Genomic DNA, 20,114 nt, shown 5'->3' on the forward strand with positions numbered 1-20,114 from the left:
AAGTAGGGGCGAAGGCGCGCCATCTGCGCTTCCGTCAGCCAGAACAGGTTGCTCATTGATCGGTCTCCTTGCGGCGGCCTGAATCACGTAAAGGGCGTAAAATCAATGGGTCTGGAGCCTAAGTGTATGGGTCAAGTAGATTTTTTGGTCATGTTTAGCTCACGTCATTTGTGGTTTTCAAAATAGTCGCCAAGCGTTCGGTTCACTTCAATGCGGGCGGCTTGCCTCGCAACTGACGATCTGACTTCGATGTGTCGCAACCTGTAGCGAGGCGCATTGCTTCAGGGTGGATAGGCAGAATGGCAGGCAGTCAAGCGCCACCAGGCATAAGTACCTGAATTTATTAAATAAAAATGAAAAATTGGCGGAGAGGGTGGGATTCGAACCCACGGAACCCTTGCAGGCTCAACGGTTTTCGAGACCGCCCCGTTCGACCACTCCGGCACCTCTCCGCGCTCTTGGGTGGTGAGGCGGGGATTTAGAGGGCAAGGGGTTGCAGCGCAAGGGGGTTTCTACAAAAAGATCACAAACCACTCCGCAGCCATGAAAGGCGCATCTCAATGCTCATCATCCTTGGCCTTGCCGGCCTTCTGGGCGCGACCGCCGCCGATGCGCCTCAGCACGCCGCGCTGTGGGGCGGCGGGACCGGACCTCATGTCATCGCGGTCTCGATGGATGAGACCACCGATCAGCGGATCTGGGCCGCGCTGCGGATGGAGGCGCTGGTCCCCACGCTGCGCGACGAGGCGCGGCGCGAGGCCGAGGCGCTGATCGCCGAGGGGTTGATCGCCCCCGACGGCCCGCCATGGCCCGAGATCGTGGCCCGCATCCATGACCCCGAACGGCTTGGTGAGATGTTCCGCCAAAGCCTCGGGCGGGCGGCCGGGCGGGTGGACGCGGCTGCGCTGGACCGGGCACTGGCCTTTTATGAGCAGGGCCCGGGTGGCCGCCTCGTGGAGCTGGAGAACAGCGCCCGCCGGGCGATGCTGGACCCCGGGATCGAGGATGCCGCGCGGATGGCGTTCGCGCGTGCCGACGGGCAGAACGCCCCCCGGGCGCGGCTGATTCGCCGCCTGATCACCGAGGCCGATCTGGTGGCGCCCAATGTCGCGACCGGCATGAACGCCTCGGTCGCGTTTTCGCAGGGGTTTGACGAAGGCGGCGGCTTTGACATGGCGCCGACCCGCGATCAGATGCTGGCCGAGGCCTGGGCACAGCACGATGAGATCGCCTTTGAAGCCGAGGCATGGATGCAGGCGTTCCTGATGCTGGCCTATTCGCCGCTGAGCGATGCCGAGATCGAGGCCTATATCGCCTTTGCCACGTCGCCACCGGGGCAGGCGCTGGCCGATGTGCTGTTTGCGGGCTTTGATACGGTCTTTGTGCAGACCTCTCGCGAGATGGGGCTGGCGGCAGCAACGCGCGAGCCGGGGCAGCGGCTATGAGCCTGTATCTGACGGGGCCTCTGGCCGATCCCGCGATCCTGTCGGCGCTGTCGGTTGAGGGCGAGGCGGTCACCCTGACAGGGCGTCTGTGCGGCGGTCAGACAGCGGGGGTTGAGGCCCATGGCTGGCCCGTTCTGCATCCGGCCCCTGATGATCTGCCTGCGGTCCGGGTCAGCCCCTGTGCTGCGCTGGAGCGCTATGCCGGGGTGATGGGGCTGGTCCCTCACCCCTATGACGGGCACAGCGTTCTGGGGATTGCGGGCATTGCGGGTGATGGCGCCGCCGCGCCGTGGGACCGGGCCGCGTGGGACGCAGCGCTGGCGGCCGAGATCGCGCGGCAGATCGTCGCCGCGCCCGCGGATGCCGATGCCGCGCATCTGGCATGGCGCCTGCCGATGATCGGGATCTGGGCGGCAAGCCGGCTGCGCGCGGCGGCGGCGCCACGCTCTGGCGGGGATGTCGTCGCCGTGCGGGGGGCGGGTGATGTCACGGTGCATCGGCGCGAGCAGATCCTGTCCAGCTATTTCGCCGCTGAAAAGCAGGTCCTGACCCATCGCCGCCATGACGGCGGCATGACCGGGCAGATCACGCGCGAGGGGTTTGTGATGGGCGATGCGGTGGTGCTGCTGCCGTGGGACATGCGCCGCGACCGGGTTCTGGTGATCGAACAGTTCCGTCTGGCGCCGTCGCTGCGCGGCGATCCGCAGCCATGGCTGCTGGAACCGGTTGCGGGCCGCGTCGATGCCGGAGAGACGGTCGAAGAGGCCGCCCGGCGCGAGGCGCTGGAAGAGGCGGACCTGCCACTGTCGCATCTGATCCGCGTCTTCGAGGGCTATCCCAGCCCCGGGGCGGTCTGCGAATACCTGTATCAGTTCGTCGGGATCGCCGATCTGCCGGACGGGGTCGAGGGCATCCACGGGCTTGAAGACGAGGCCGAGGATATTCGCGGCCATCTGATGCCGCGCGCCGATCTGACGGCGATGGTGATGGCGGGGCAGATCACCAATGTGCAGCTGGCCACGCTGGCGCTGTGGCTGGAACTGCGGGCGCCCGCCTTGCGGCAGCAGCTTGGGCACGCGGATCCGCGGGAACCACGACCGACGGTGCCGGGTTGACCCCGACGGCCGCAGGGCCACGCGGGGCGGGGCAGGGCGGGCTTGCCCCTCGGTCCCGCGAATGTGTAGGTATCCGGGACAGTGTCACCAACCGGAAGAAGGTCGATCGCCATGCGAATCTGTTCTGATCTGGCCGATGCGATCGGCAACACCCCTCTGATCCGCCTCAAGCGCGCCAGCGAAGAAACCGGCTGCGAGATCCTTGGCAAGGCCGAGTTCATGAATCCCGGCCAGTCCGTCAAGGACCGGGCGGCGTTGTACATCATCAAGGATGCCGTCGCGCGCGGTGATCTGCGCCCCGGCGGCACCATCGTCGAAGGGACGGCGGGCAATACTGGCATCGGTCTGGCGCTGGTCGGCGCCTCGATGGGCTTTCGCAGCGTCATCGTGATCCCGGAAACGCAAAGCCAGGAAAAGAAGGACATGCTGCGGCTGGCAGGCGCCACCCTGGTCGAGGTTCCGGCGGCCCCCTACAAGAACCCCAACAATTATGTCCGCTATTCCGGGCGACTGGCGGCGGAACTGGCCAAGACCGAACCCAATGGCGCGATCTGGGCCAACCAGTTCGACAATGTCGCCAACCGTCAGGCCCATGTCGAGACGACCGGCCCCGAGATCTGGGACCAGACCCATGGCAAGGTGGACGGGTTCACCTGCGCGGTCGGTTCGGGCGGTACGCTGGCCGGGGTGGCGATGGCGCTGCAGCCGCGCGGCGTGAAGATGGGGCTGGCCGATCCCGAAGGCGCGGCGCTGCATTCCTTCTATACCACCGGCGAGTTCGACAGCCCCGGCAGTTCCATCACCGAAGGCATCGGGCAGGGGCGCATCACCGCCAACCTCGAAGGCTTTACCCCCGATTTCAGCTGGCGCATTTCCGACGAAGAGGCGCTGCCGTTCGTTTTCGATCTGCTGAAACACGAGGGGCTGTGCCTTGGCGGCTCGTCCGGGATCAACGTTGCAGGCGCGATCCGCATGGCGCGCGAGATGGGGCCGGGCCATACCATCGTCACGATCCTGTGCGATTATGGAACGCGCTATCAGACGAAACTGTTCAACCCCGAATTCCTGCGTGCCAAGGGGCTGCCGCTGCCCGGATGGCTGACGCAGTCCGCCCCGCCCTTGCCGGAAGTATTCGAAGGCTGACAATGTTCCGATCCGTTCTTGCCGCCGCGCTTCTGGCGCTGATGACCCTTGTTTCCGCGCCTGCCCTGGCGCAGCAGCAAGTCACCGTGAATTACCAGACGTGGGAACTGATCGCTGAACGCGCCGAGGCGATGGTCGCCAATCCGCAGGCGACCAATGCGCAATTGTCGCAGACGCGCGAGCGGATCGTCGAGTGGCGCGACCGGCTGCGCGACGGGCAGAACGTCAATGCCGAACGCGTTGCCACTCTGCGCAACCAGATCGACGCGCTTGGGCCAACCCCCGCCGAGGGCGAGACCGAGGCCGAGGAAACCGCCGCCCGACGGACCGAACTGGCCGCGCAGCTGTCAACCGCGCAGGCCCCGCGCGTGGCCGCCGCCGAGGCGTTCAGCCGCGCCAATTCGATCATCGCGCAGACCGATGAGGTGATCCGCCAGCGGCAGGCGCTGGAACTGTCCAAGCAGACAGCCTCACCCCTGCTGCCCGGCAGCTGGGCGGCGGCGGTGACGGATGGTCTGGGTCTGGTCGAGGGCGTGGGCTCGGAAATGGCGCTGCTGGATGCCGGGCCGGATGTCTGGGACGATCTGCGACCCAAGCTGCCCGCTGTCGGGGCCTACCTGATCGCGGCGCTGCTGATCCTGACCTTTGGCCGGTCCTGGGTGAACGCGTTGCCCTCGCGCCTGTCGGTGCGCGCGTCGGACCATTCCCGTGCGGTCATGGCCTTTGTCGTCTCACTTGGGCAGATCGTCATTCCGATGGTGGGGGTCTATCTGGCCATCGGTGCGCTGCAGGCGACCAACCTGCCCGGCGCCTGGACCACGCCCTTTCTCAACGCGCTGCCCATGTCGGCGGTCATCCTGTTTTCGGGGATCTGGCTGGCGCGGGCGATGTTCCCGCGCAAGGCCATCGCCTATACCTCGCTGCAGATGTCCGAGGAGGCGCGGGTGTCCGCCGGGCGGATGGTCACCGTTCTGGCGGGCCTGTTCGGGCTGCATCACCTGCTGACCCGCGCGGCATTGCCGCTGGCCGGGCTGTATGAGCAGGGCGAGGCACAGGTCGGGCGGGTGCCGCTGCAGTTCTCGGATGCGGCGGCGGGCGTCTGGCATCTGGCGCTGATCGCGGTGACGGCGCTGGCGATGTTCCGGCTGGGCAATGTGCTGCGGCGGCTGACGCGCGATGCGGTGACGCAGGACCTGTCCTATCGCCACTGGATCATGGCCTGGGCCGGCACGCTGACGCGGATTGTCGGGCCGCTGGCGATTCTGGTGACTGCGATCGGCTATGTCAATCTGGGCAACCTGATGGTCTGGCCGTGGCTGTTGTCGCTGGCGCTGGTGGCGCTGCTGGTCCTGTTGCAGGACTTTATCGCCGATCTGTTCAACATGATGCAGCGCGGTGCCGAGGGCGCGCGCGAGGGGCTGGCGCCGCTGCTGATCGGCTTTCTGCTGGTGCTGCTGTCGATCCCGCTGTTTCTGGTGATCTGGGGCGCGTCGACCAGCGAATTGTCCGAGTACTGGCAGCGCTTCCTGACCGGCTTTACCCTGGGCGGCATCACCCTGTCGCCCGGCGCGGTGCTGATGCTGCTGATCGTCTTTGCCATCGGCTACGGCCTGACGCGGGCGATGCAGGGGGTGTTCCGCAGCTCGATCCTGCCCAAGACCAAGATGGATCCGGGCGGGCAGACCGCAATCGTATCGGGGCTGGGCTATGTCGGGCTGTTCCTGGCGGCGCTGGTCGCGGTCACCTCGGCGGGGATCGACCTGTCGGCGCTGGCCATCGTGGCGGGGGCGCTCTCGCTTGGGATCGGTTTTGGCCTGCAGAACATCGTGTCGAACTTTGTCAGCGGCATCATCCTGCTGATCGAGCGTCCGGTCAGCGTCGGCGACTGGGTCAGCGCCGGCGGGCAACAGGGGATCGTCAAAAGCATCTCGGTCCGCTCCACGCTGGTCGAGACCTTCGACCGCACCGAAGTGATCGTGCCCAACAGCGATTTCATCAGCCAGCCGGTCACCAACTGGACCCGTCACAACAAGATCGGCAGGATCATCGTTCCGGTGGGCGTGGCCTATGGCAGCGACACCCGCAAGGTCGAGCGTATCCTGCGCGAAATCACCGAGGATCACCCGCTGGTCGCCATCGACCCGGCCCCCTCGATCCTGTTCAGGGGCCTTGGTGCTGATGCGCTGAATTTCGAGATCCGGGCGATTCTGGCTGATGTCGGCACGGGCCTTGGCGTGACCTCGGACCTGCTGCACGAGGTCACCCGCCGCTTTGCCGAGGAAGGGATCGAGATCCCCTTTGCACAGCGCGACATCTGGCTGCGCAACCCCGAGGCTCTGCCCGGTGCGCCCCCCGCCTCGCCGGAAAAGGGACCAAAGGCCGGGCCGGGCCAGCCTGATCCCCGGATCGCGCAGGCGCGGCTGGAAACGGCGCGCGACCTGCCCGACGATGATCAGGGCGGCGATGATATGGACGCGGACGGGCGCTAGGCCGGATCGCGTCCCGCGACAGTGGTGGCAAGGGGTTCCTCGATGTCACCGCTGCCGTCATCGGGCAGCCCCTCGCGCGACAGCATCACCGCGACCGACCGCAGCCACGGAATATGCGCGCAGACGATCATCAGCGCGACCATGATCGGCACGGCCAGAAACATGCCGGGAACACCCCAGACCGCCCCCCAGAAGGCGAGGCTGAGGATGATGCCGAAGCTGGACAGACGCAGCGTCTGACCCAGCAGCATCGGGTCCAGAATATTGCCGATGACGAATTGCACCAGCGAGATCGCAATGCCGATGATCAGGGTCAGCGTGGTGTCGCCCGACAGCACGAACACCAGAATCGTGCCGATGGCGGTGGCGATGATCGAGCCGACCGAGGGGATGAAGTTCAGGATAAAGGTCAGGAGTGCGACCGCCATGGCCAGCTCCAGCCCGGCCACCCAGAAGATCGCATAGACCAGCGCCGAGGTCACCGCGCTGACCGCCGTTTTCACGATCAGATAGCGGTTCACCCGGTGCATGATCGACGAGATGATGCGCCGCACCCGCATCGCCCGGTCGCCGTCCTCGGTCAGGCGCTCGACCTTCAGCGGAAACCAGACCTGTTCGGCAAACATGAAGCCGACGAACAGGATCACCAGAATGCTGCCCTGCAGGATGCCGGTGGCCTGTCCGGCCAGCGACCGGATCCAGCCGGTGATGTTGAAATTCGTCAACGCCAGCATGATGCGTTCCTGCGCCTCGGGGCCCAGACGCTCGGTCAGGGCGGGCAGGGCGGCCTGTGCCTGTTCGGCATAGGTGATGGCCAGAAAGACCACCTCGTTCACCTGCGCGACGATGGTGGTCGAGATCCAGAGAATCCCAAGCGCAATGGCCACCAGCGCCAGCGTCGTCGCCAGCCACTTCGCCACCCGCAGCCGCGATGAGATGGCGTGGATCGCATCCGAGGTCAGCGAGAACAGGATGATCGCGATGGCCAGAGCGATCAGAATGAACCGTGCCTGAACCAGCACGAACAGCAGCAGCGAAAAGGCGATGATGCCAAGAAACCCGGTTTGCAAACGCTCGCGCAGGACTGTTTCGTTCGATTGCTCCACCGCCACCCTCTGCCGTCCCTGAAATGAAAAACCCGGCCCTTGTGGGGGCCGGGTGCATGGTGTCAGTCTTCTGGCTCGTCGGTCAATGCCCCGGCATCGCCCTGTTCGGCGATCCGCGCCACCGAGACGACAATCTCGCCCGCCGCGGTGTTGAACACCCGGACCCCGCCCGCCGTGCGCGAACGGAAGCTGATCCCGTCGACCGGCACCCGGATCGACTGCCCGGTCGAGGTCGCCAGCATGATCTGGTCGTCCATCTCGATGGGGAAGGCCGCGACCAGCGGACCGCCGCGCATGGCCCGGTCCATCGCCATCACGCCCTGACCCCCGCGTCCGCGAACGGGATAGTCGTGGCTGCTGCTGATCTTGCCCGCGCCCTTGGCGGTGATGGTCAGGATCAGATCCTCGGCCGCCGACATCTCGACATAGCGGTCCTGGGTGATGGTGCCCTCGATCGCCTCTTCGTCCTCATCCGCCTCGGCGCCGTCATCCAGCGCCCCGGCCACCGCGCGGCGCATCTTGAGATAGGCGACACGCTCGGACGGATCGGCCTCGAAATGGCGGATCACGGCCATGCTGACAACGCTGTCACCCTCGGCCAGCCGGATGCCGCGCACGCCGGTCGAATCGCGGCCCTTGAAGACCCGCACGGCAGTGGTCGGGAAGCGGATCGCCCGGCCCGCAGCCGTCAGCAACATCACGTCATCCTCGGTCGTGGCCATGCGGGCGTTGACCAGAGAAACACCCTCGGGCAGTTTCATTGCGATCTTGCCGTTCGAGCGGACGCTGCCGAAATCGGACAGCGCGTTGCGCCGGACATCGCCCTCGGAGGTGGCAAAGATCACCTGATAGCTGTCCCATTCGGTTTCCGGCGCATCCACCGGCATCAGCGCCGCGATGCTGACGCCCGGATCAATCGGCAGGATATTGACGATCGCCTTGCCCTTGGAGGTCCGCCCGCCAAGCGGCAGCCGCCATGTCTTGAGGCGATAGACCATGCCGTCGGTGGTGAAGAACAGCAGCTCGGTATGGGTATTGGCGACAAACAGCGTGGTGACCACGTCATCTTCCTTGGTCGCCATCCCCGACAGGCCCTTGCCGCCGCGCCGCTGCGACCGGAATTCGGCCAGCGCGGTCCGCTTGATATAGCCGCCCGAGGTGATGGTGACGACCATATCCTCGCGCTCGATCAGGTCCTCGTCCATCATGTCGCCGGACCAGTCGACGATTTCGGTGCGGCGCGGCACCGCGAACAGCCCGCGGATCTCGCGCAGCTCATCGCTGATGATCGCCATGATCCGCTCGCGCGAGGCCAGAATCGCCAGATAGTCGCGGATGCTGGCGGCCAGCACCTGCAGCTCGTCGGTGACCTCGGTCGTGCCCAGCTGCGTCAGGCGCTGCAGCCGCAGATCGAGGATCGCGCGGGCCTGAACCTCGGACAGGTTATAGGTGCCGTCCTCGTTCACCGGATGCAGCGGGTCGTCGATCAGGCGCAGATATTCGGCGATGTCATGGGCGGGCCAACGGCGTTCCATCAGGCGCGTGCGGGCCTCGGGGGCGTCGGCGCTGCTGCGGATGGTGGCCACGACCTCATCGACATTGCTGACGGCCACGGCCAGACCGCACAGGACATGGCTGCGCTCGCGCGCGCGGCGCAATTCATAGGCGGTGCGACGTGCCACAACTTCCTCGCGGAAGCTGATGAAATAGGTCAGAAAATCGCGCAGGGCCAGCTGCTCGGGCTTGCCGCCGTTCAGCGCCAGCATGTTGCAGCCAAATGTGGTCTGCAGCTGGGTAAAGCGGAACAGCTGGTTCAGCACCACCTCGGGCGTGGCATCGCGTTTCAGCTCGACCACGACCCGCACGCCGTGGCGGTCGGATTCGTCCTGAACCGTGGCGATGCCCTCGACCTTCTTTTCCTTGGCCAGTTCGGCGATCCGCTCGATCAGGGTGGATTTGTTCACCTGATAGGGGATCTCGTCCACCACGATGGCAAAGCGGTCCTTGCGCGGCTCCTCGATATGGGTTTTTGCGCGGATCAGCACGCTGCCGCGCCCCTCAAGATAGGCTTTGCGCGCGCCCGAGCGGCCCAGAATCGTGGCGCCGGTGGGAAAGTCGGGGCCGGGAATGATCTCCAGCAGACGCTCGGTCGGCAGGTCGGGATTTTCGATCAGCTCCAGCGTGGCGTCGATCACCTCGCCCAGATTGTGGGGCGGGATGTTGGTGGCCATGCCGACGGCAATGCCGCCTGCGCCATTGACCAGCATGTTCGGGAATCGCGCCGGCAGAACCGTCGGCTCGCGGTCCTTGCCGTCATAGTTGTCCTGAAAATCGACCGTGTCCTTGTCGATATCCATCAGCAGAAAGTTGGCGGGCTTGTCCATGCGCACTTCGGTATAACGCATTGCCGCCGCCGGATCGCCGTCCATGCTGCCAAAGTTGCCCTGGCCGTCCAGCAGCGGCAGCGACATCGAAAAGTCCTGCGCCATCCGCACCAGCGCGTCATAGATCGCGCTGTCGCCATGGGGGTGATACTTGCCCATCACATCGCCGACCGAACGCGCGGCCTTGCGATAGGGCTTGTCGGCGGTGTTGCCGCTTTCGTTCATCGCATAGAGGATGCGGCGGTGCACCGGCTTGAGCCCGTCGCGCAGATCGGGGATGGCGCGGCTGACGATGACCGACATCGCATAATCCAGATACGAGGTCCGCATCTCGGCGCTGATGTCGATCACCGGGCCGTCATGCGCCATCACAACGCGCGCCTCGGCGCCGTTTTCCTCGCCGTTTTCGGGGGTTTCGGGCAGATCGTCGTCTGGTGTGTCAGCCACGGGAAGTCCTCAACATCTAGTTGGGGTCCGGTATAGCCGACAGGGGGGCGGGGGGCAATCTTGCCCCCGCCTTTTCAGACATTTGCAGGTGGTTTTGCGCCCTCAGGCGCCGCGCATGGCGGCGCGCGCCCAGATCCCGGCCAGAGCGGCGGAAAAGAGGGCATTCCACCCGGCCATCGAGACGCCCAGAAAGCTCCAGGCGACCTCGTCGCAGCGCACGACCGGGGCGGCCTGCAGGCGGGTCATCAGCTCGGTCGTGGACAGGGATGCCAGATCGCCGACACCGCCCGAGCAATGGCTGGGGCCCGCCCACCAGGCCATCTCGACGCCGACATGGTAGAAGGCCAGCCCCATGGCGACGCCCGCCGCGATCATGCCCAGCACCGCCAGCGCCCGCACCCGGCCGGTCAGCCAGACCAGCCCGGCCACCGCCACCGCCGCCACATGCGGCCAGCGCTGCAGCACGCACAGCTCGCAGGGCGCATAGCCCGCGGCCTGAAACCCCAGCGCCGCGATCAGCAGAAGGGCCGATCCCGCGCCCGCCAGAAGACAAATTTGCTTGGCTGTCACAGATACCTCAAGACGATAAAGCCCCCGACGAGGCAGACCATGAAGACGGTAAAGACCAGCCCCAGCCGCCGCTCGATAAAGTCGCGGATGGGCGGGCCGAACTGCCACAGCAGCCCCGCCACGATGAAAAAGCGCAGCGCCCGCCCGATGATTGCGGTGATGATGAACACCGGCAGCGACAGGCCGACGGCGCCCGAAAAGATGGTGATGACCTTGAACGGAAAGGGCGTCACCGCCGCGATCAGCACCGCCCATCCGCCATGCAGCGCGAACTGCTCGGCCAGCCGGCCATAGGCGTCTTCCTTGCCATAGGCGGTCAGCACCCATTGGCCGACCGTGTCCATCAGCGCGGCGCCGATCCAGTAACCCAGCAGCGCCCCCAGCACCGAACCCAGGGTGGCGATCGAGGCGATGACCAGCGCGCGGGCGCGCTGCGCCAGCACCATCGGGATCATCAGCACATCGGGGGGAATCGGAAAGACCGAGCTTTCGATAAAGCTGACCCCGAACAGCGATGCGTCGGCATGGCGGTGGCCCGCAAGCCCCATGGTCCAGTCATACAGCCTGCGCAGCATCGTGACCTCTTGTCTGTTCAACCGGCTCTTCCCCTGCCACAGACCCGAGGTCAAGTCATGTGCGTTTATGTCGCGCGGCTGTGAACGGGAACAACAGGCGCAGTGCCGCGTTCAGACTGCAAGGGAACCGGGCACGATTGACGTGGCCGCCCCCTTGCGCCGCCCCTTGCGCCGCGCCCCTGCGGTTTGCGCTTGGACGGGCCGCGGCACTGTGACATCTTTTGCGTCGTCCGGCTTTGCCCGACATTGGCGCCGAACACCGGAGGACCGACATGAGCCTGCTTGCCATCACTCTCATCGGAACGCTGATGGCTTTCGCCATCACCCTGCACGTCGCCGCACCGCGTCCGCGCCGCGTCCCGGTCACCGCACAGACGCGTCACCTGACCGACACAGGGCGTACACCGCCGCGGCACTGAGACGGTTACGGCGCGCATCGGGGGTCAGTGCGGCAGCCGGGGCCTTCGCCCGGTCTCCAGCGTGGCCCATTCGGGCCACAGCCCCAGCCATTCCAGCCCGACCAGCAGCAGACCTGCGCCGACAATGGCAAGGACCAGCTTGACCATTCTGGCACTGGGCGGGTTGCGCGCCCATTTCGAGGCTCTCAGCAGCCAGATCAGGTTGTTCATTTGCGCTCTCGCCTGTAGATCGTGATGCGAACCGAAGCAGACGCCGCGTCAAAACTCAAGAGACTGCCTTTGCCGCATCATCAGGACAGCCGCGACCTTCCGTATTCTGCCCGTCAGATGTACGATCTGGTCGCCGACATCGAAAGCTATCCGCAGTTCCTGCCCTGGAACAGCGCGGCGCGCATCCGTAGCCGCCACGAGACGCCCGAAGGGGCCGAGGAAATCGCCGCCGATCTGGTGATCAGCTTCAAGGTGTTCCGCGAGCGCTTTGGCAGCCGCGTGTTGCTGTGGCCGCTGGACGATGAGGGCAAGCTGCGCATCGACACCGAATATCTGGACGGGCCGTTCAAACACATGCGCAGCGGCTGGACCTTTGTCGACCGGCCCGAGGGCGGCTGTCACATCGAGTTCTTTGTGGATTTCGAGTTCCGCAACGCTATCCTGCAACGGTTGATCGGGGTCGTCTTTCACGAGGCCATGTCCCGCATCGTCCGCGCGTTCGAGACGCGCGCCCGAAAGCTGTATGGAGAGGTCCGCCCGTCATGACGCATCTGCCCGACCCGGTGTCCCGCGATCTGACCACCGCCAAGATCGTCTACGGGCTGTACGCTCTGGGCTATTTTACCGCGATCACGTCGATTGCGGGCGTGGTCTATGCCTATCTGTCGCGCGGCAAGGACGCCGTGCTGGACAGCCATCTGGAATTCCAGATCCGCACCTTCTGGATCAGCCTTGGCATCGCGGTTCTGGCCGCGATCACCATGCTGGTGGGGATCGGCTTTCTGATCTGGGCCTTTCTGGTGGTCTGGGGCGTGGTCCGCGTGATCTCGGGCTTTCTGCTGGCCAATGAAGGCAAGCCTATCACCGGCACGAAACACTGGGGCATCATGGCCTATTGAGGCCCGCTTGTCCCGACCGAACCCATGCTGAAAGGGCCGCCCGTGGGGGCGGCCCTTTGCATGTCAGGACAGCGCGGCTTTCAGCGCCTCGGCCCGGTCGGTGCGTTCCCACGAGAAGGCGGTTGCACCGTTCAGCGCATAGGGCGCGCGCCCGAAATGGCCATAGCTGGCCGTGGGGCGATAGATCGGGTGCAGCAGATCCAGTTCGCGGATGATGGCGAAGGGGCGCAGGTCGAACACCTCGCGCACAGCGGCCACGATCCTTGCGACCGGCACGGTTTCGGTGCCAAAGCAGTTCAGGCTGATCGAGGTCGGCTCGGCCACGCCGATGGCATAGCTGACCTGAATCTCGCAGCGGCTGGCCAGACCGGCGGCCACGATGTTCTTGGCCACCCAGCGGCCTGCATAGGCCGCCGAACGGTCGACCTTGGACGGATCCTTGCCCGAGAACGCGCCGCCGCCGTGACGTGCCATGCCGCCATAGCTGTCGACGATGATCTTGCGACCCGTCAGCCCGCAATCGCCCACCGGCCCGCCGATCACGAACTTGCCGGTCGGGTTGATGAAGAACTTGGTCTCCGACAGCCAGTCCGAGGGCAGGACCGGTTTGATGATCTCTTCCACCACCGCCTCGCGCAGATCGGTCAGCGAGATTTCCGGGTTGTGCTGCGTCGACAGGACCACGGCGTCGATCGCCTCGGGGCGGCCATCCTCGCCATAGCGCAGCGTGATCTGCGATTTCGCGTCCGGGCGCAGCCAGGGCAGGGTGCCATCGCGCCGCACCTTGGACTGCCGTTCCACCAGCCGGTGCGCATAGGTGATCGGCGCCGGCATCAGCACGTCGGTCTCATCGCTGGCATAGCCGAACATCAGGCCCTGATCGCCTGCGCCCTGTTCCTCAAGGCTGGCGCGGTCGACGCCCTGATTGATCTCGGGCGATTGCTTGCCGATGATGTTGATCACCGAACAGGTCGCGCCGTCAAAGCCGACATCGGACGAATTGTACCCAATATCGGTGATGACGCCGCGCACGATGGATTCCAGATCCACCCAGGCGCTGGTCGTGATCTCGCCCGAGATGATCGCCACCCCGGTCTTGACCATGGTTTCGCAGGCCACGCGGGCGCGCGCATCCTCGGCCAGAATGGCGTCCAGAATCGCGTCGCTGATCTGGTCGGCGATCTTGTCGGGATGGCCCTCGGACACGGATTCCGAGGTGAATGTGGTGTATTCGGTCATGCGCTCAGTACCGGTAATGGTCGGATTTGAAGGGGCCTTCGGGGCTGACGCCAATATAGGCCGCCTGATCGGAGGACAGAACCGACAATTTCGCGCCGATTTTAGCCAGATGCAGCCGCGCGACCTTTTCGTCCAGCGACTTGGGCAGGATATAGACGCCGGGCTTGTAGTCGTCGCCCTTGGTCCACAGCTCGATCTGGGCCAGAACCTGATTGGTGAAGCTGGCCGACATCACGAAGGAGGGATGCCCGGTCGCATTGCCGAGGTTCAGCAGACGGCCCTGCGACAGCAGGATGATGCGATTGCCCGAGGGCATCTCGATCATGTCCACCTGATCCTTGATATTGGTCCATTTGTGGTTCTTGAGCGCGGCGACCTGAATTTCATTGTCGAAATGGCCGATATTGCCGACGATGGCCATGTCCTTCATGGCGCGCATATGCTCCAGCCGGATCACGTCGCGGTTGCCGGTCGTGGTGACGAAGATGTCGGCGCTGTCGGCCACATCCTCAAGCGTCACCACCTCGAACCCGTCCATTGCGGCCTGCAGCGCGCAGATCGGATCGACCTCGGTGACCTTGACGCGGGCACCGGCGCCCTGCAGGCTGGCCGCGCTGCCCTTGCCGACATCGCCATAGCCGCAGACGACGGCGACCTTGCCGGCCATCATCACGTCGGTGGCGCGGCGGATGCCGTCGACCAGCGATTCCTTGCAGCCGTATTTGTTGTCGAATTTCGACTTGGTGACGCTGTCGTTCACATTGATCGCGGGGAAGGGCAGTTGCCCGTTTTTTTGCAGATCATACAGACGATGCACGCCGGTGGTGGTTTCCTCGGAGACGCCGACGATCTGATCGCGCATCTTCGTGAACCAGCCGGGCGACTGTGCCATCCGCTTGGCGATCTGGGCCTTGATGACGGCCTCTTCGTCCGAGGCGGGGACGGGGATGATGTCTTCGCCCGCCTCGGCGCGCGCGCCCAGCAGGATATACAGCGTGGCGTCGCCGCCATCGTCCAGGATCAGGTTCGGGCCGTCCGGGAACTGGAACGAGCGGTCGAGGTAATCCCAGTGTTCCTCAAGGCTCTGACCCTTGATGGCAAAGACCGGCACGCCCGCGGCGGCGATCGCGGCGGCGGCATGGTCCTGGGTCGAATAGATATTGCACGAGGCCCACCGGACATCGGCGCCAAGCGCGGTGAGCGTCTCGATCAGCACGGCGGTCTGGATGGTCATGTGCAGGCTGCCCACGATGCGGGCGCCGCTCAGCGGCTTTGCCTCGGCATATTCGGTGCGCAGCGCCATCAGGCCCGGCATCTCGGTTTCGGCGATGTCCAGTTCCTTGCGGCCGAAACCGGCCAGCGCGATATCCTTGATGATGTAATCGGTCACTTTGTTACTTTCGTCGTTACTGGCGTTGGCTGAGGGCATATCGCATGGGCACCTGGCCTGAAAGGGGCTAATCTGCCGCGGAAGAGTTGCGAGCCGTGGTGATCAGTGGTCGCTTGTGGCGGGTCGGACCTGGCTGCTGCGCGCCATGCGCCGCACGAAATCATGGGTCAGGCGTTTGCCCGCCTCGACCTGATCGCTGCCCGGCAGCCATGCCGCCATGCGGTCATCGACGATCATGCAGGCAACGCCAAAGGCAAAGGTCCGTGCCGAGACGACGATCATGCAGATATCTTCATTCGGATGCAGTTGCCCCCGGTCCTTGGCGCGCTGAAGCAGCCGCTCCATCAGGTCGGACACGGAATCGAGATAGCGGCGCAGGGACGGCACGTTCAGCGTGTCGACCAGCCGCGAATCGGAGATCAGGCGGAACTGCGCCCGGTAATGGTCGGCCCATTCGAGATAGGCATCGCCAAGGGCGTTGAACTGCGCCACCGGATCATCGGGATCGACCTTGACGACCGAACGCGTGCATTCATCAATCAGCCGGACCAATGCCTGCTCGGCCGCGGCGATCAGCAGGCTGTCTTCGTCAGGAAAGATGGCGCGAAGGTAGTCTTCGGACACATCAAGCTGTGCCGCGACATCGCCGACCGAAGGCCGGTAGACCTGAAGTTCGGCGATCAGCCGCAGGGTGGCGTCGATCGCCCTGACATGCAGGCCTGAATGGGGTCTGGAGACGTTCTTGTCGGTCATGTTCTGCCCGGTGGTCAGAGGAAAAGATCAGATCGGGACGCGCAATCCTTGTGTCACGGCACATCTGCGCCCGCTTGAAAATGGTCAACCGACCGGTCGCTGAACCAAGTCTAGCAACGCGGCGACAACCTGTCGACAGAATGCTGACAATTCAGCGCATTGAGCAATCTTACTAAAAGCAAAACAGGCGCCCCCTGCAACTCATTTGTGCAGGGGACGCCTATATGACAAATATTAAGATAGTTTGAATTCAGGCGTCCGCGCGGGACTGTTTTTTGCGCTCGTGCGGGTCCAGATGGCGTTTGCGCAGGCGGATGTTCTTGGGCGTGACCTCGACCAGCTCATCGTCGTTGATATAGGCGATGGCCTCTTCCAGCGACAGGCGCACCGGCGGCGTCAGACGCACCGCCTCGTCCGTGCCCGAGGCGCGAACGTTGGTCAGCTGCTTGCCCTTGAGCGGGTTCACTTCAAGATCATTGTCGCGCGTATGCTCGCCGATGATCATGCCTTGGTACAGCTGTTCCTGCGCGCCGATGAAGAACTTGCCGCGATCTTCCAGCTTCCACAGCGCATAGGACACCGAGACGCCGTTTTCCATCGAGATCAGGACGCCCTGACGGCGGCCCTGAATGGCGCCCTTGTGGGGTGCCCAGCCGTGGAAGATGCGGTTCAGCACGCCGTTGCCGCGCGTGTCGGTCATGAATTCGCCCTGATAGCCGATCAGGCCGCGCGCGGGCACATGGGCCACGATGCGGGTCTTGCCGACGCCAGCGGGGCGCATCTCGACCAGATCGCCCTTGCGCTCGCCGGTCAGCTTTTCGATGACCACGCCGGTATATTCGTCATCGACGTCGATGATGACCTCTTCGATCGGCTCAAGGCGTTTGCCGTCTTCTTCCTTGTAGATCACGCGCGGGCGCGAGATCGACAGCTCGAACCCCTCGCGGCGCATGTTCTCGATCAGAACGCCCATCTGCAATTCGCCGCGACCCGAGACGACGAACGCCTCGCCGCCCGGCGTATCCTCGACCTTGATCGCAACGTTGATCTCGGCCTCTTTCATCAGACGCTCGCGGATGACGCGGGACTGGACTTTCTTGCCGTCCTGACCGGCCAGCGGGCTGTCGTTGATGCCGAAGGTCACGCTGATGGTCGGCGGGTCGATCGGCTGCGAGGGCAGGGCCTCGGTCACGTCCGGGTGGCACAGCGTGTCGGCGACGGTCGCCTTGGCCATGCCCGAGATGGTGACGATGTCACCGGCTTCGGCCATCTCGATGGGGGTCTGGGTCAGGCCGCGGAAGGCCATGATCTTGCTGATGCGGAACTGTTCGATCCGCTCGCCGTCCCGCGTCATCGCCTTCAGCGTGTCGCCGGCGCGGGCGGTCCCGGCCTCGACCCGGCCGGTCAGCAGGCGGCCCAGGAAGGCGTCGGCGCCAAGCGTGGTCGCCAGCATCTGGAACGGCTCGTTGTTGCGGTTGATCTGCTTGGGCGGCTGCACGTGTTTCAGGATCAGGTCGAACAGCGCGTCCATGGACTTGCGCTCGCCCTCAAGCGTCTCGTCGGCCCAGCCGCCGATGCCCGAAGCATAGACATGCGGGAAGTCAAGCTGATCGTCGCTGGCACCGAGGTTGGCAAACAGGTCGAACACGTCGTTGAGCACCTCGTCGGGCTCGGCTGCGGGCTTGTCGACCTTGTTCAGCACCACGATGGGGCGCAGCCCCAGGGCCAGCGCCTTCGAGGTCACGAATTTCGTCTGCGGCATCGGGCCTTCGGCGGCATCGACCAGCAGGCAGACGCCATCGACCATCGACAGGATGCGCTCGACCTCGCCGCCGAAATCGGCGTGGCCGGGCGTGTCGACGATATTGATGCGCGTGCCCTTCCATTCCACCGAGGTGGCCTTGGCGAGGATCGTGATGCCGCGCTCGCGTTCGATGTCATTGCTGTCCATCGCCCGTTCGGCGACGGCCTGATTGTCGCGGAAGGACCCCGACTGACGCAGCAGCTGGTCCACCAGAGTGGTCTTGCCGTGGTCAACGTGGGCGATGATGGCGATGTTGCGGATATCCATGACGGCCTTAATCTTTAGGTTTCGCGGCTGCCCTAGCGGATGTGGGCCTCGAATGCCAGCCTGCAAATCGCAAGCGCACGAATCTGAGGGGCCGCTGTCACATGACAGCCGCCCCTCAGCGGCGTGGGCAAAACCCGCCCGGATCAGGCGCGGCTGCGTGCGGGGGCAGGGTCCCGACAGGGGCCGCCACAGTCCCGGCGTGAATGCCAAAGGCCGCGGGCCGCTTGACATGGCTGCCTGACATCACTGCCTGACATGACTGCGGCGGCCAGTTCCGGCCGCCGCGTTCAGGGTTTCCCGAAGGTCCGGCGCTCAGCGCAGACCAAGGAACGACAGAATGACCAGAACGACCACGATGAGGCCGACGATATAGATGATGGAGTTCATGATATGCCCTTTTCGTTTGGATCCGCGCCGACCGTCGTGATCACGCGCGGGTGAATCTGCGGTCAAACGGCTGACGGTGCATGGAAGTTCCATGCCCGGTTCACGGATCAGCGGGCGGGCGCTGCAACCTTGCCCGCGCGCGGGGCCTGCGGCAGCCAGCCCAGCCCCTGCACGGTCTGGCGTTTCGGGTTGTATTCGGCACTGACCCAGCCGCGATAGCCCTGTTCGTCCAGCACCCGGAAGAACGACGGATAGTCCATGCAGCCCACGTCGGGCTCGTGCCGGCCCGGATGGCCCGCGATCTGGATATGGCGGACCCGTGGCGCCACGTTCTGCCATGCGGTCATCATGTCGCCGGTGATCATCTGCGCGTGATAGGCATCGAACTGCAGGCCCAGATTGGGGGCGGCCACCTCGTCGAGGATCGCTGTCGCCTGATCGAAACCGGCAAGGAAATAGCCCGGCGCGTCGGTGGGGTTCAGCGGCTCGATCGTCAGGCTGGCATGGGGCGCGCGCTCGATCGCCCATTTCAGGTTCTCGACAAAGACGGCGTGCGCCTCGGGCCCCTCGGCGCGACCGGCCATCAGGTGGATATGGCGCGCCCGCAGCGCCTGCGCGACCCGCAGGCTGCGTTCGAAATCGCGGCGGAACCGGTCCTGCAGGCCCGGCACGGCGGCGAACCCGCGCGGCCCGCCGGTCCAGTTCGGCGGCGGCGCGTTGATCAGCGCGACCTCGACCCCGGCGGCCATCGCGGCGCGCATCATTTCGGGCACGACGAGGTCATAGGGAAACAGGATCTCGACCCCTTCAAACCCGGCCTCGGCGGCGGCGGCGAAGCGGTCCAGCATCGGCATTTCGGTAAACAGCATGGTCAGATTGGCGGCAAAACGCGGCATGACTTATGGCTCCAGCGCGAAAAAACGGCCCTGCGAGGTGACGCCGGGGCGCCCCTGCGGACCCGGCCCGGCCGCAGCGGCCAGACGGTAAAATGTCTTGCGGTCGATCAGCGCCTCAAGCCCGGCGCGCACATGGACATAGGGGCGGGGGGCCTCGGCCGTGCCGCGCATGAGGATGGGGTGATCGGCATCCGCCGTCACCTCGTCACCGACATTGGTGGTGAAGGTGATGCGGTCGGGCGCGATCTGCGCGTCGATGGCCAGAAACGGCGCGTCCACGACGCGGATGCCGACCTTTTCGACCGGGGTGACCAGAAAAAAGCGGTCGCCCTCGCGTTTCAGGATGGTCGAGAACAGCCGCACCATGGCCGGGCGTCCGATGGGGGTGCCGTTGTAGAACCAGCTGCCATCGGCGCGGATCTCCATGTCCAGATCGCCGCAGAAGGGCGGGTTCCATAGATGCACCGGCGGCAGCCCGCCGGTCTTGCCCGCCGCGCGCGCAGCCGAGGCAATATCCTCTGCGCTCACGCTTTTGTCACCGTTCTGCGCCATTCTGTCTGGTTGCCTCCCGCCGAC

At 65.1% G+C, this 20,114-nt stretch carries 18 protein-coding genes and 1 tRNA gene; 7 read left to right on the plus strand and 12 right to left on the minus strand.

The window, feature by feature from the left end:
- Window positions 1-362: 362 nt before the first annotated feature.
- Window positions 363-452: transfer RNA gene (locus ACK41U_RS12700), tRNA-Ser, on the minus strand.
- 108 nt (window positions 453-560) lie between these two features.
- Here ACK41U_RS12700 and ACK41U_RS12705 point away from each other — a divergent pair.
- From ACK41U_RS12705 to ACK41U_RS12720, 4 genes are all read left to right on the plus strand, one after another.
- The gene (locus ACK41U_RS12705; protein WP_409680716.1) at window positions 561-1,445 is read left to right on the plus strand and encodes a hypothetical protein; all 885 of its coding nucleotides are present in this window, start codon (window positions 561-563) and stop codon (window positions 1,443-1,445) included.
- Window positions 1,442-2,560 carry an NUDIX domain-containing protein gene (locus tag ACK41U_RS12710; protein ID WP_409680719.1) on the plus strand — a complete coding sequence of 373 codons (1,119 nt, stop codon included), beginning with the start codon at window positions 1,442-1,444 and terminating at the stop codon, window positions 2,558-2,560. The genes ACK41U_RS12705 and ACK41U_RS12710 overlap by 4 nt, the downstream gene beginning before the upstream one ends.
- Before the next feature lie 111 nt (window positions 2,561-2,671).
- Window positions 2,672-3,703 (plus strand): cysteine synthase A, encoded by a 1,032-nt coding sequence (locus ACK41U_RS12715; RefSeq protein ID WP_409680721.1) that lies wholly within the window; start codon window positions 2,672-2,674, stop codon window positions 3,701-3,703.
- A 2-nt stretch (window positions 3,704-3,705) separates the two neighbouring features.
- On the plus strand, window positions 3,706-6,192 hold the full coding sequence (locus tag ACK41U_RS12720) for a DUF3772 domain-containing protein (protein ID WP_409680724.1): 2,487 nt from the start codon (window positions 3,706-3,708) through the stop codon (window positions 6,190-6,192).
- Here the strand turns inward: ACK41U_RS12720 and ACK41U_RS12725 are convergent.
- From ACK41U_RS12725 to ACK41U_RS12740, 4 genes are all read right to left on the minus strand, one after another.
- Complete coding sequence (locus ACK41U_RS12725; protein ID WP_409680727.1) at window positions 6,189-7,304, minus strand: AI-2E family transporter; 1,116 nt, start codon at window positions 7,302-7,304, stop codon at window positions 6,189-6,191. The two genes, ACK41U_RS12720 and ACK41U_RS12725, sit on opposite strands and share 4 nt — an antisense overlap.
- Window positions 7,305-7,360: 56 nt before the next feature.
- A complete protein-coding gene (gene gyrA / locus ACK41U_RS12730; protein ID WP_409680831.1) occupies window positions 7,361-10,051 on the minus strand; it encodes a DNA gyrase subunit A in 2,691 nt (896 codons plus the stop codon).
- A 180-nt stretch (window positions 10,052-10,231) separates the two neighbouring features.
- Window positions 10,232-10,699, minus strand: coding sequence for a disulfide bond formation protein B (locus tag ACK41U_RS12735; RefSeq protein WP_409680729.1), 468 nt, complete (start codon window positions 10,697-10,699; stop codon window positions 10,232-10,234).
- Complete coding sequence (locus tag ACK41U_RS12740) at window positions 10,696-11,274, minus strand: YqaA family protein (RefSeq protein ID WP_409680732.1); 579 nt, start codon at window positions 11,272-11,274, stop codon at window positions 10,696-10,698. Before ACK41U_RS12740 ends, ACK41U_RS12735 begins: the two co-directional genes overlap by 4 nt.
- A gap of 272 nt (window positions 11,275-11,546) precedes the next feature.
- On the opposite strand from ACK41U_RS12740, the gene ACK41U_RS12745 reads away from it, so the two are divergent.
- Entirely contained in the window at window positions 11,547-11,693 is a 147-nt protein-coding gene (locus tag ACK41U_RS12745; protein WP_409680735.1) for a hypothetical protein, read from the plus strand.
- A gap of 24 nt (window positions 11,694-11,717) precedes the next feature.
- On the opposite strand, the gene ACK41U_RS12750 is transcribed toward ACK41U_RS12745, so the two are convergent.
- Window positions 11,718-11,903, minus strand: coding sequence for a hypothetical protein (locus tag ACK41U_RS12750; protein ID WP_409680737.1), 186 nt, complete (start codon window positions 11,901-11,903; stop codon window positions 11,718-11,720).
- Window positions 11,904-11,972: 69 nt separating this feature from the next.
- On the opposite strand from ACK41U_RS12750, the gene ACK41U_RS12755 reads away from it, so the two are divergent.
- Both ACK41U_RS12755 and ACK41U_RS12760 read left to right on the plus strand, forming a co-directional pair.
- Window positions 11,973-12,449 carry a type II toxin-antitoxin system RatA family toxin gene (locus tag ACK41U_RS12755; protein ID WP_409680740.1) on the plus strand — a complete coding sequence of 159 codons (477 nt, stop codon included), beginning with the start codon at window positions 11,973-11,975 and terminating at the stop codon, window positions 12,447-12,449.
- Window positions 12,446-12,802 carry a DUF4870 family protein gene (locus tag ACK41U_RS12760; RefSeq protein WP_409680743.1) on the plus strand — a complete coding sequence of 119 codons (357 nt, stop codon included), beginning with the start codon at window positions 12,446-12,448 and terminating at the stop codon, window positions 12,800-12,802. Before ACK41U_RS12755 ends, ACK41U_RS12760 begins: the two co-directional genes overlap by 4 nt.
- A 63-nt stretch (window positions 12,803-12,865) precedes the next feature.
- Here the strand turns inward: ACK41U_RS12760 and metK are convergent, their stop codons facing one another.
- From metK to ACK41U_RS12790, 6 genes are all read right to left on the minus strand, one after another.
- The gene (gene metK / locus ACK41U_RS12765) at window positions 12,866-14,041 is read right to left on the minus strand and encodes a methionine adenosyltransferase (protein WP_409680746.1); all 1,176 of its coding nucleotides are present in this window, start codon (window positions 14,039-14,041) and stop codon (window positions 12,866-12,868) included.
- A 4-nt stretch (window positions 14,042-14,045) separates the two neighbouring features.
- Entirely contained in the window at window positions 14,046-15,431 is a 1,386-nt protein-coding gene (gene ahcY / locus ACK41U_RS12770; protein ID WP_409680749.1) for an adenosylhomocysteinase, read from the minus strand.
- A 102-nt stretch (window positions 15,432-15,533) separates the two neighbouring features.
- Complete coding sequence (locus ACK41U_RS12775) at window positions 15,534-16,184, minus strand: TetR/AcrR family transcriptional regulator (protein ID WP_409680752.1); 651 nt, start codon at window positions 16,182-16,184, stop codon at window positions 15,534-15,536.
- Between the two features lie 250 nt (window positions 16,185-16,434).
- Window positions 16,435-18,255: a translational GTPase TypA gene (gene typA, locus ACK41U_RS12780; protein WP_409680754.1), complete on the minus strand. Its 1,821-nt coding sequence runs from the start codon at window positions 18,253-18,255 to the stop codon at window positions 16,435-16,437.
- A 494-nt stretch (window positions 18,256-18,749) separates the two neighbouring features.
- Complete coding sequence (locus tag ACK41U_RS12785) at window positions 18,750-19,538, minus strand: hydroxypyruvate isomerase family protein (protein ID WP_409680757.1); 789 nt, start codon at window positions 19,536-19,538, stop codon at window positions 18,750-18,752.
- Window positions 19,539-19,541: 3 nt separating this feature from the next.
- Complete coding sequence (locus ACK41U_RS12790) at window positions 19,542-20,090, minus strand: DUF1285 domain-containing protein (protein ID WP_409680760.1); 549 nt, start codon at window positions 20,088-20,090, stop codon at window positions 19,542-19,544.
- Between the last annotated feature and the right edge of the window lie 24 nt (window positions 20,091-20,114).

The sequence above is a fragment of the Paracoccus sp. (in: a-proteobacteria) genome (genome assembly GCF_046289755.1).
In the GTDB taxonomy this organism is placed as follows: Bacteria; Pseudomonadota; Alphaproteobacteria; order Rhodobacterales; family Rhodobacteraceae; genus Paracoccus.

Excerpts from the sequence above, each read along its gene's own strand:
- ACK41U_RS12705 (WP_409680716.1), top strand. The coding sequence starts at position 561 with ATGCTCATCATCCTTGGCCTTGCCGGCCTTCTGGGCGCGACCGCCGCC.
- ACK41U_RS12710 (WP_409680719.1), top strand. The coding sequence starts at position 1,442 with ATGAGCCTGTATCTGACGGGGCCTCTGGCCGATCCCGCGATCCTGTCG.
- ACK41U_RS12715 (WP_409680721.1), top strand. The coding sequence starts at position 2,672 with ATGCGAATCTGTTCTGATCTGGCCGATGCGATCGGCAACACCCCTCTG.
- ACK41U_RS12720 (WP_409680724.1), top strand. The coding sequence starts at position 3,706 with ATGTTCCGATCCGTTCTTGCCGCCGCGCTTCTGGCGCTGATGACCCTT.
- gyrA (WP_409680831.1), bottom strand. The coding sequence starts at position 10,051 with ATGGCGCATGACGGCCCGGTGATCGACATCAGCGCCGAGATGCGGACC.
- ACK41U_RS12740 (WP_409680732.1), bottom strand. The coding sequence starts at position 11,274 with ATGCTGCGCAGGCTGTATGACTGGACCATGGGGCTTGCGGGCCACCGC.
- ACK41U_RS12745 (WP_409680735.1), top strand. The coding sequence starts at position 11,547 with ATGAGCCTGCTTGCCATCACTCTCATCGGAACGCTGATGGCTTTCGCC.
- ACK41U_RS12750 (WP_409680737.1), bottom strand. The coding sequence starts at position 11,903 with ATGAACAACCTGATCTGGCTGCTGAGAGCCTCGAAATGGGCGCGCAAC.
- ACK41U_RS12760 (WP_409680743.1), top strand. The coding sequence starts at position 12,446 with ATGACGCATCTGCCCGACCCGGTGTCCCGCGATCTGACCACCGCCAAG.
- metK (WP_409680746.1), bottom strand. The coding sequence starts at position 14,041 with ATGACCGAATACACCACATTCACCTCGGAATCCGTGTCCGAGGGCCAT.
- ACK41U_RS12775 (WP_409680752.1), bottom strand. The coding sequence starts at position 16,184 with ATGACCGACAAGAACGTCTCCAGACCCCATTCAGGCCTGCATGTCAGG.
- typA (WP_409680754.1), bottom strand. The coding sequence starts at position 18,255 with ATGGATATCCGCAACATCGCCATCATCGCCCACGTTGACCACGGCAAG.
- ACK41U_RS12785 (WP_409680757.1), bottom strand. The coding sequence starts at position 19,538 with ATGCCGCGTTTTGCCGCCAATCTGACCATGCTGTTTACCGAAATGCCG.
- ACK41U_RS12790 (WP_409680760.1), bottom strand. The coding sequence starts at position 20,090 with ATGGCGCAGAACGGTGACAAAAGCGTGAGCGCAGAGGATATTGCCTCG.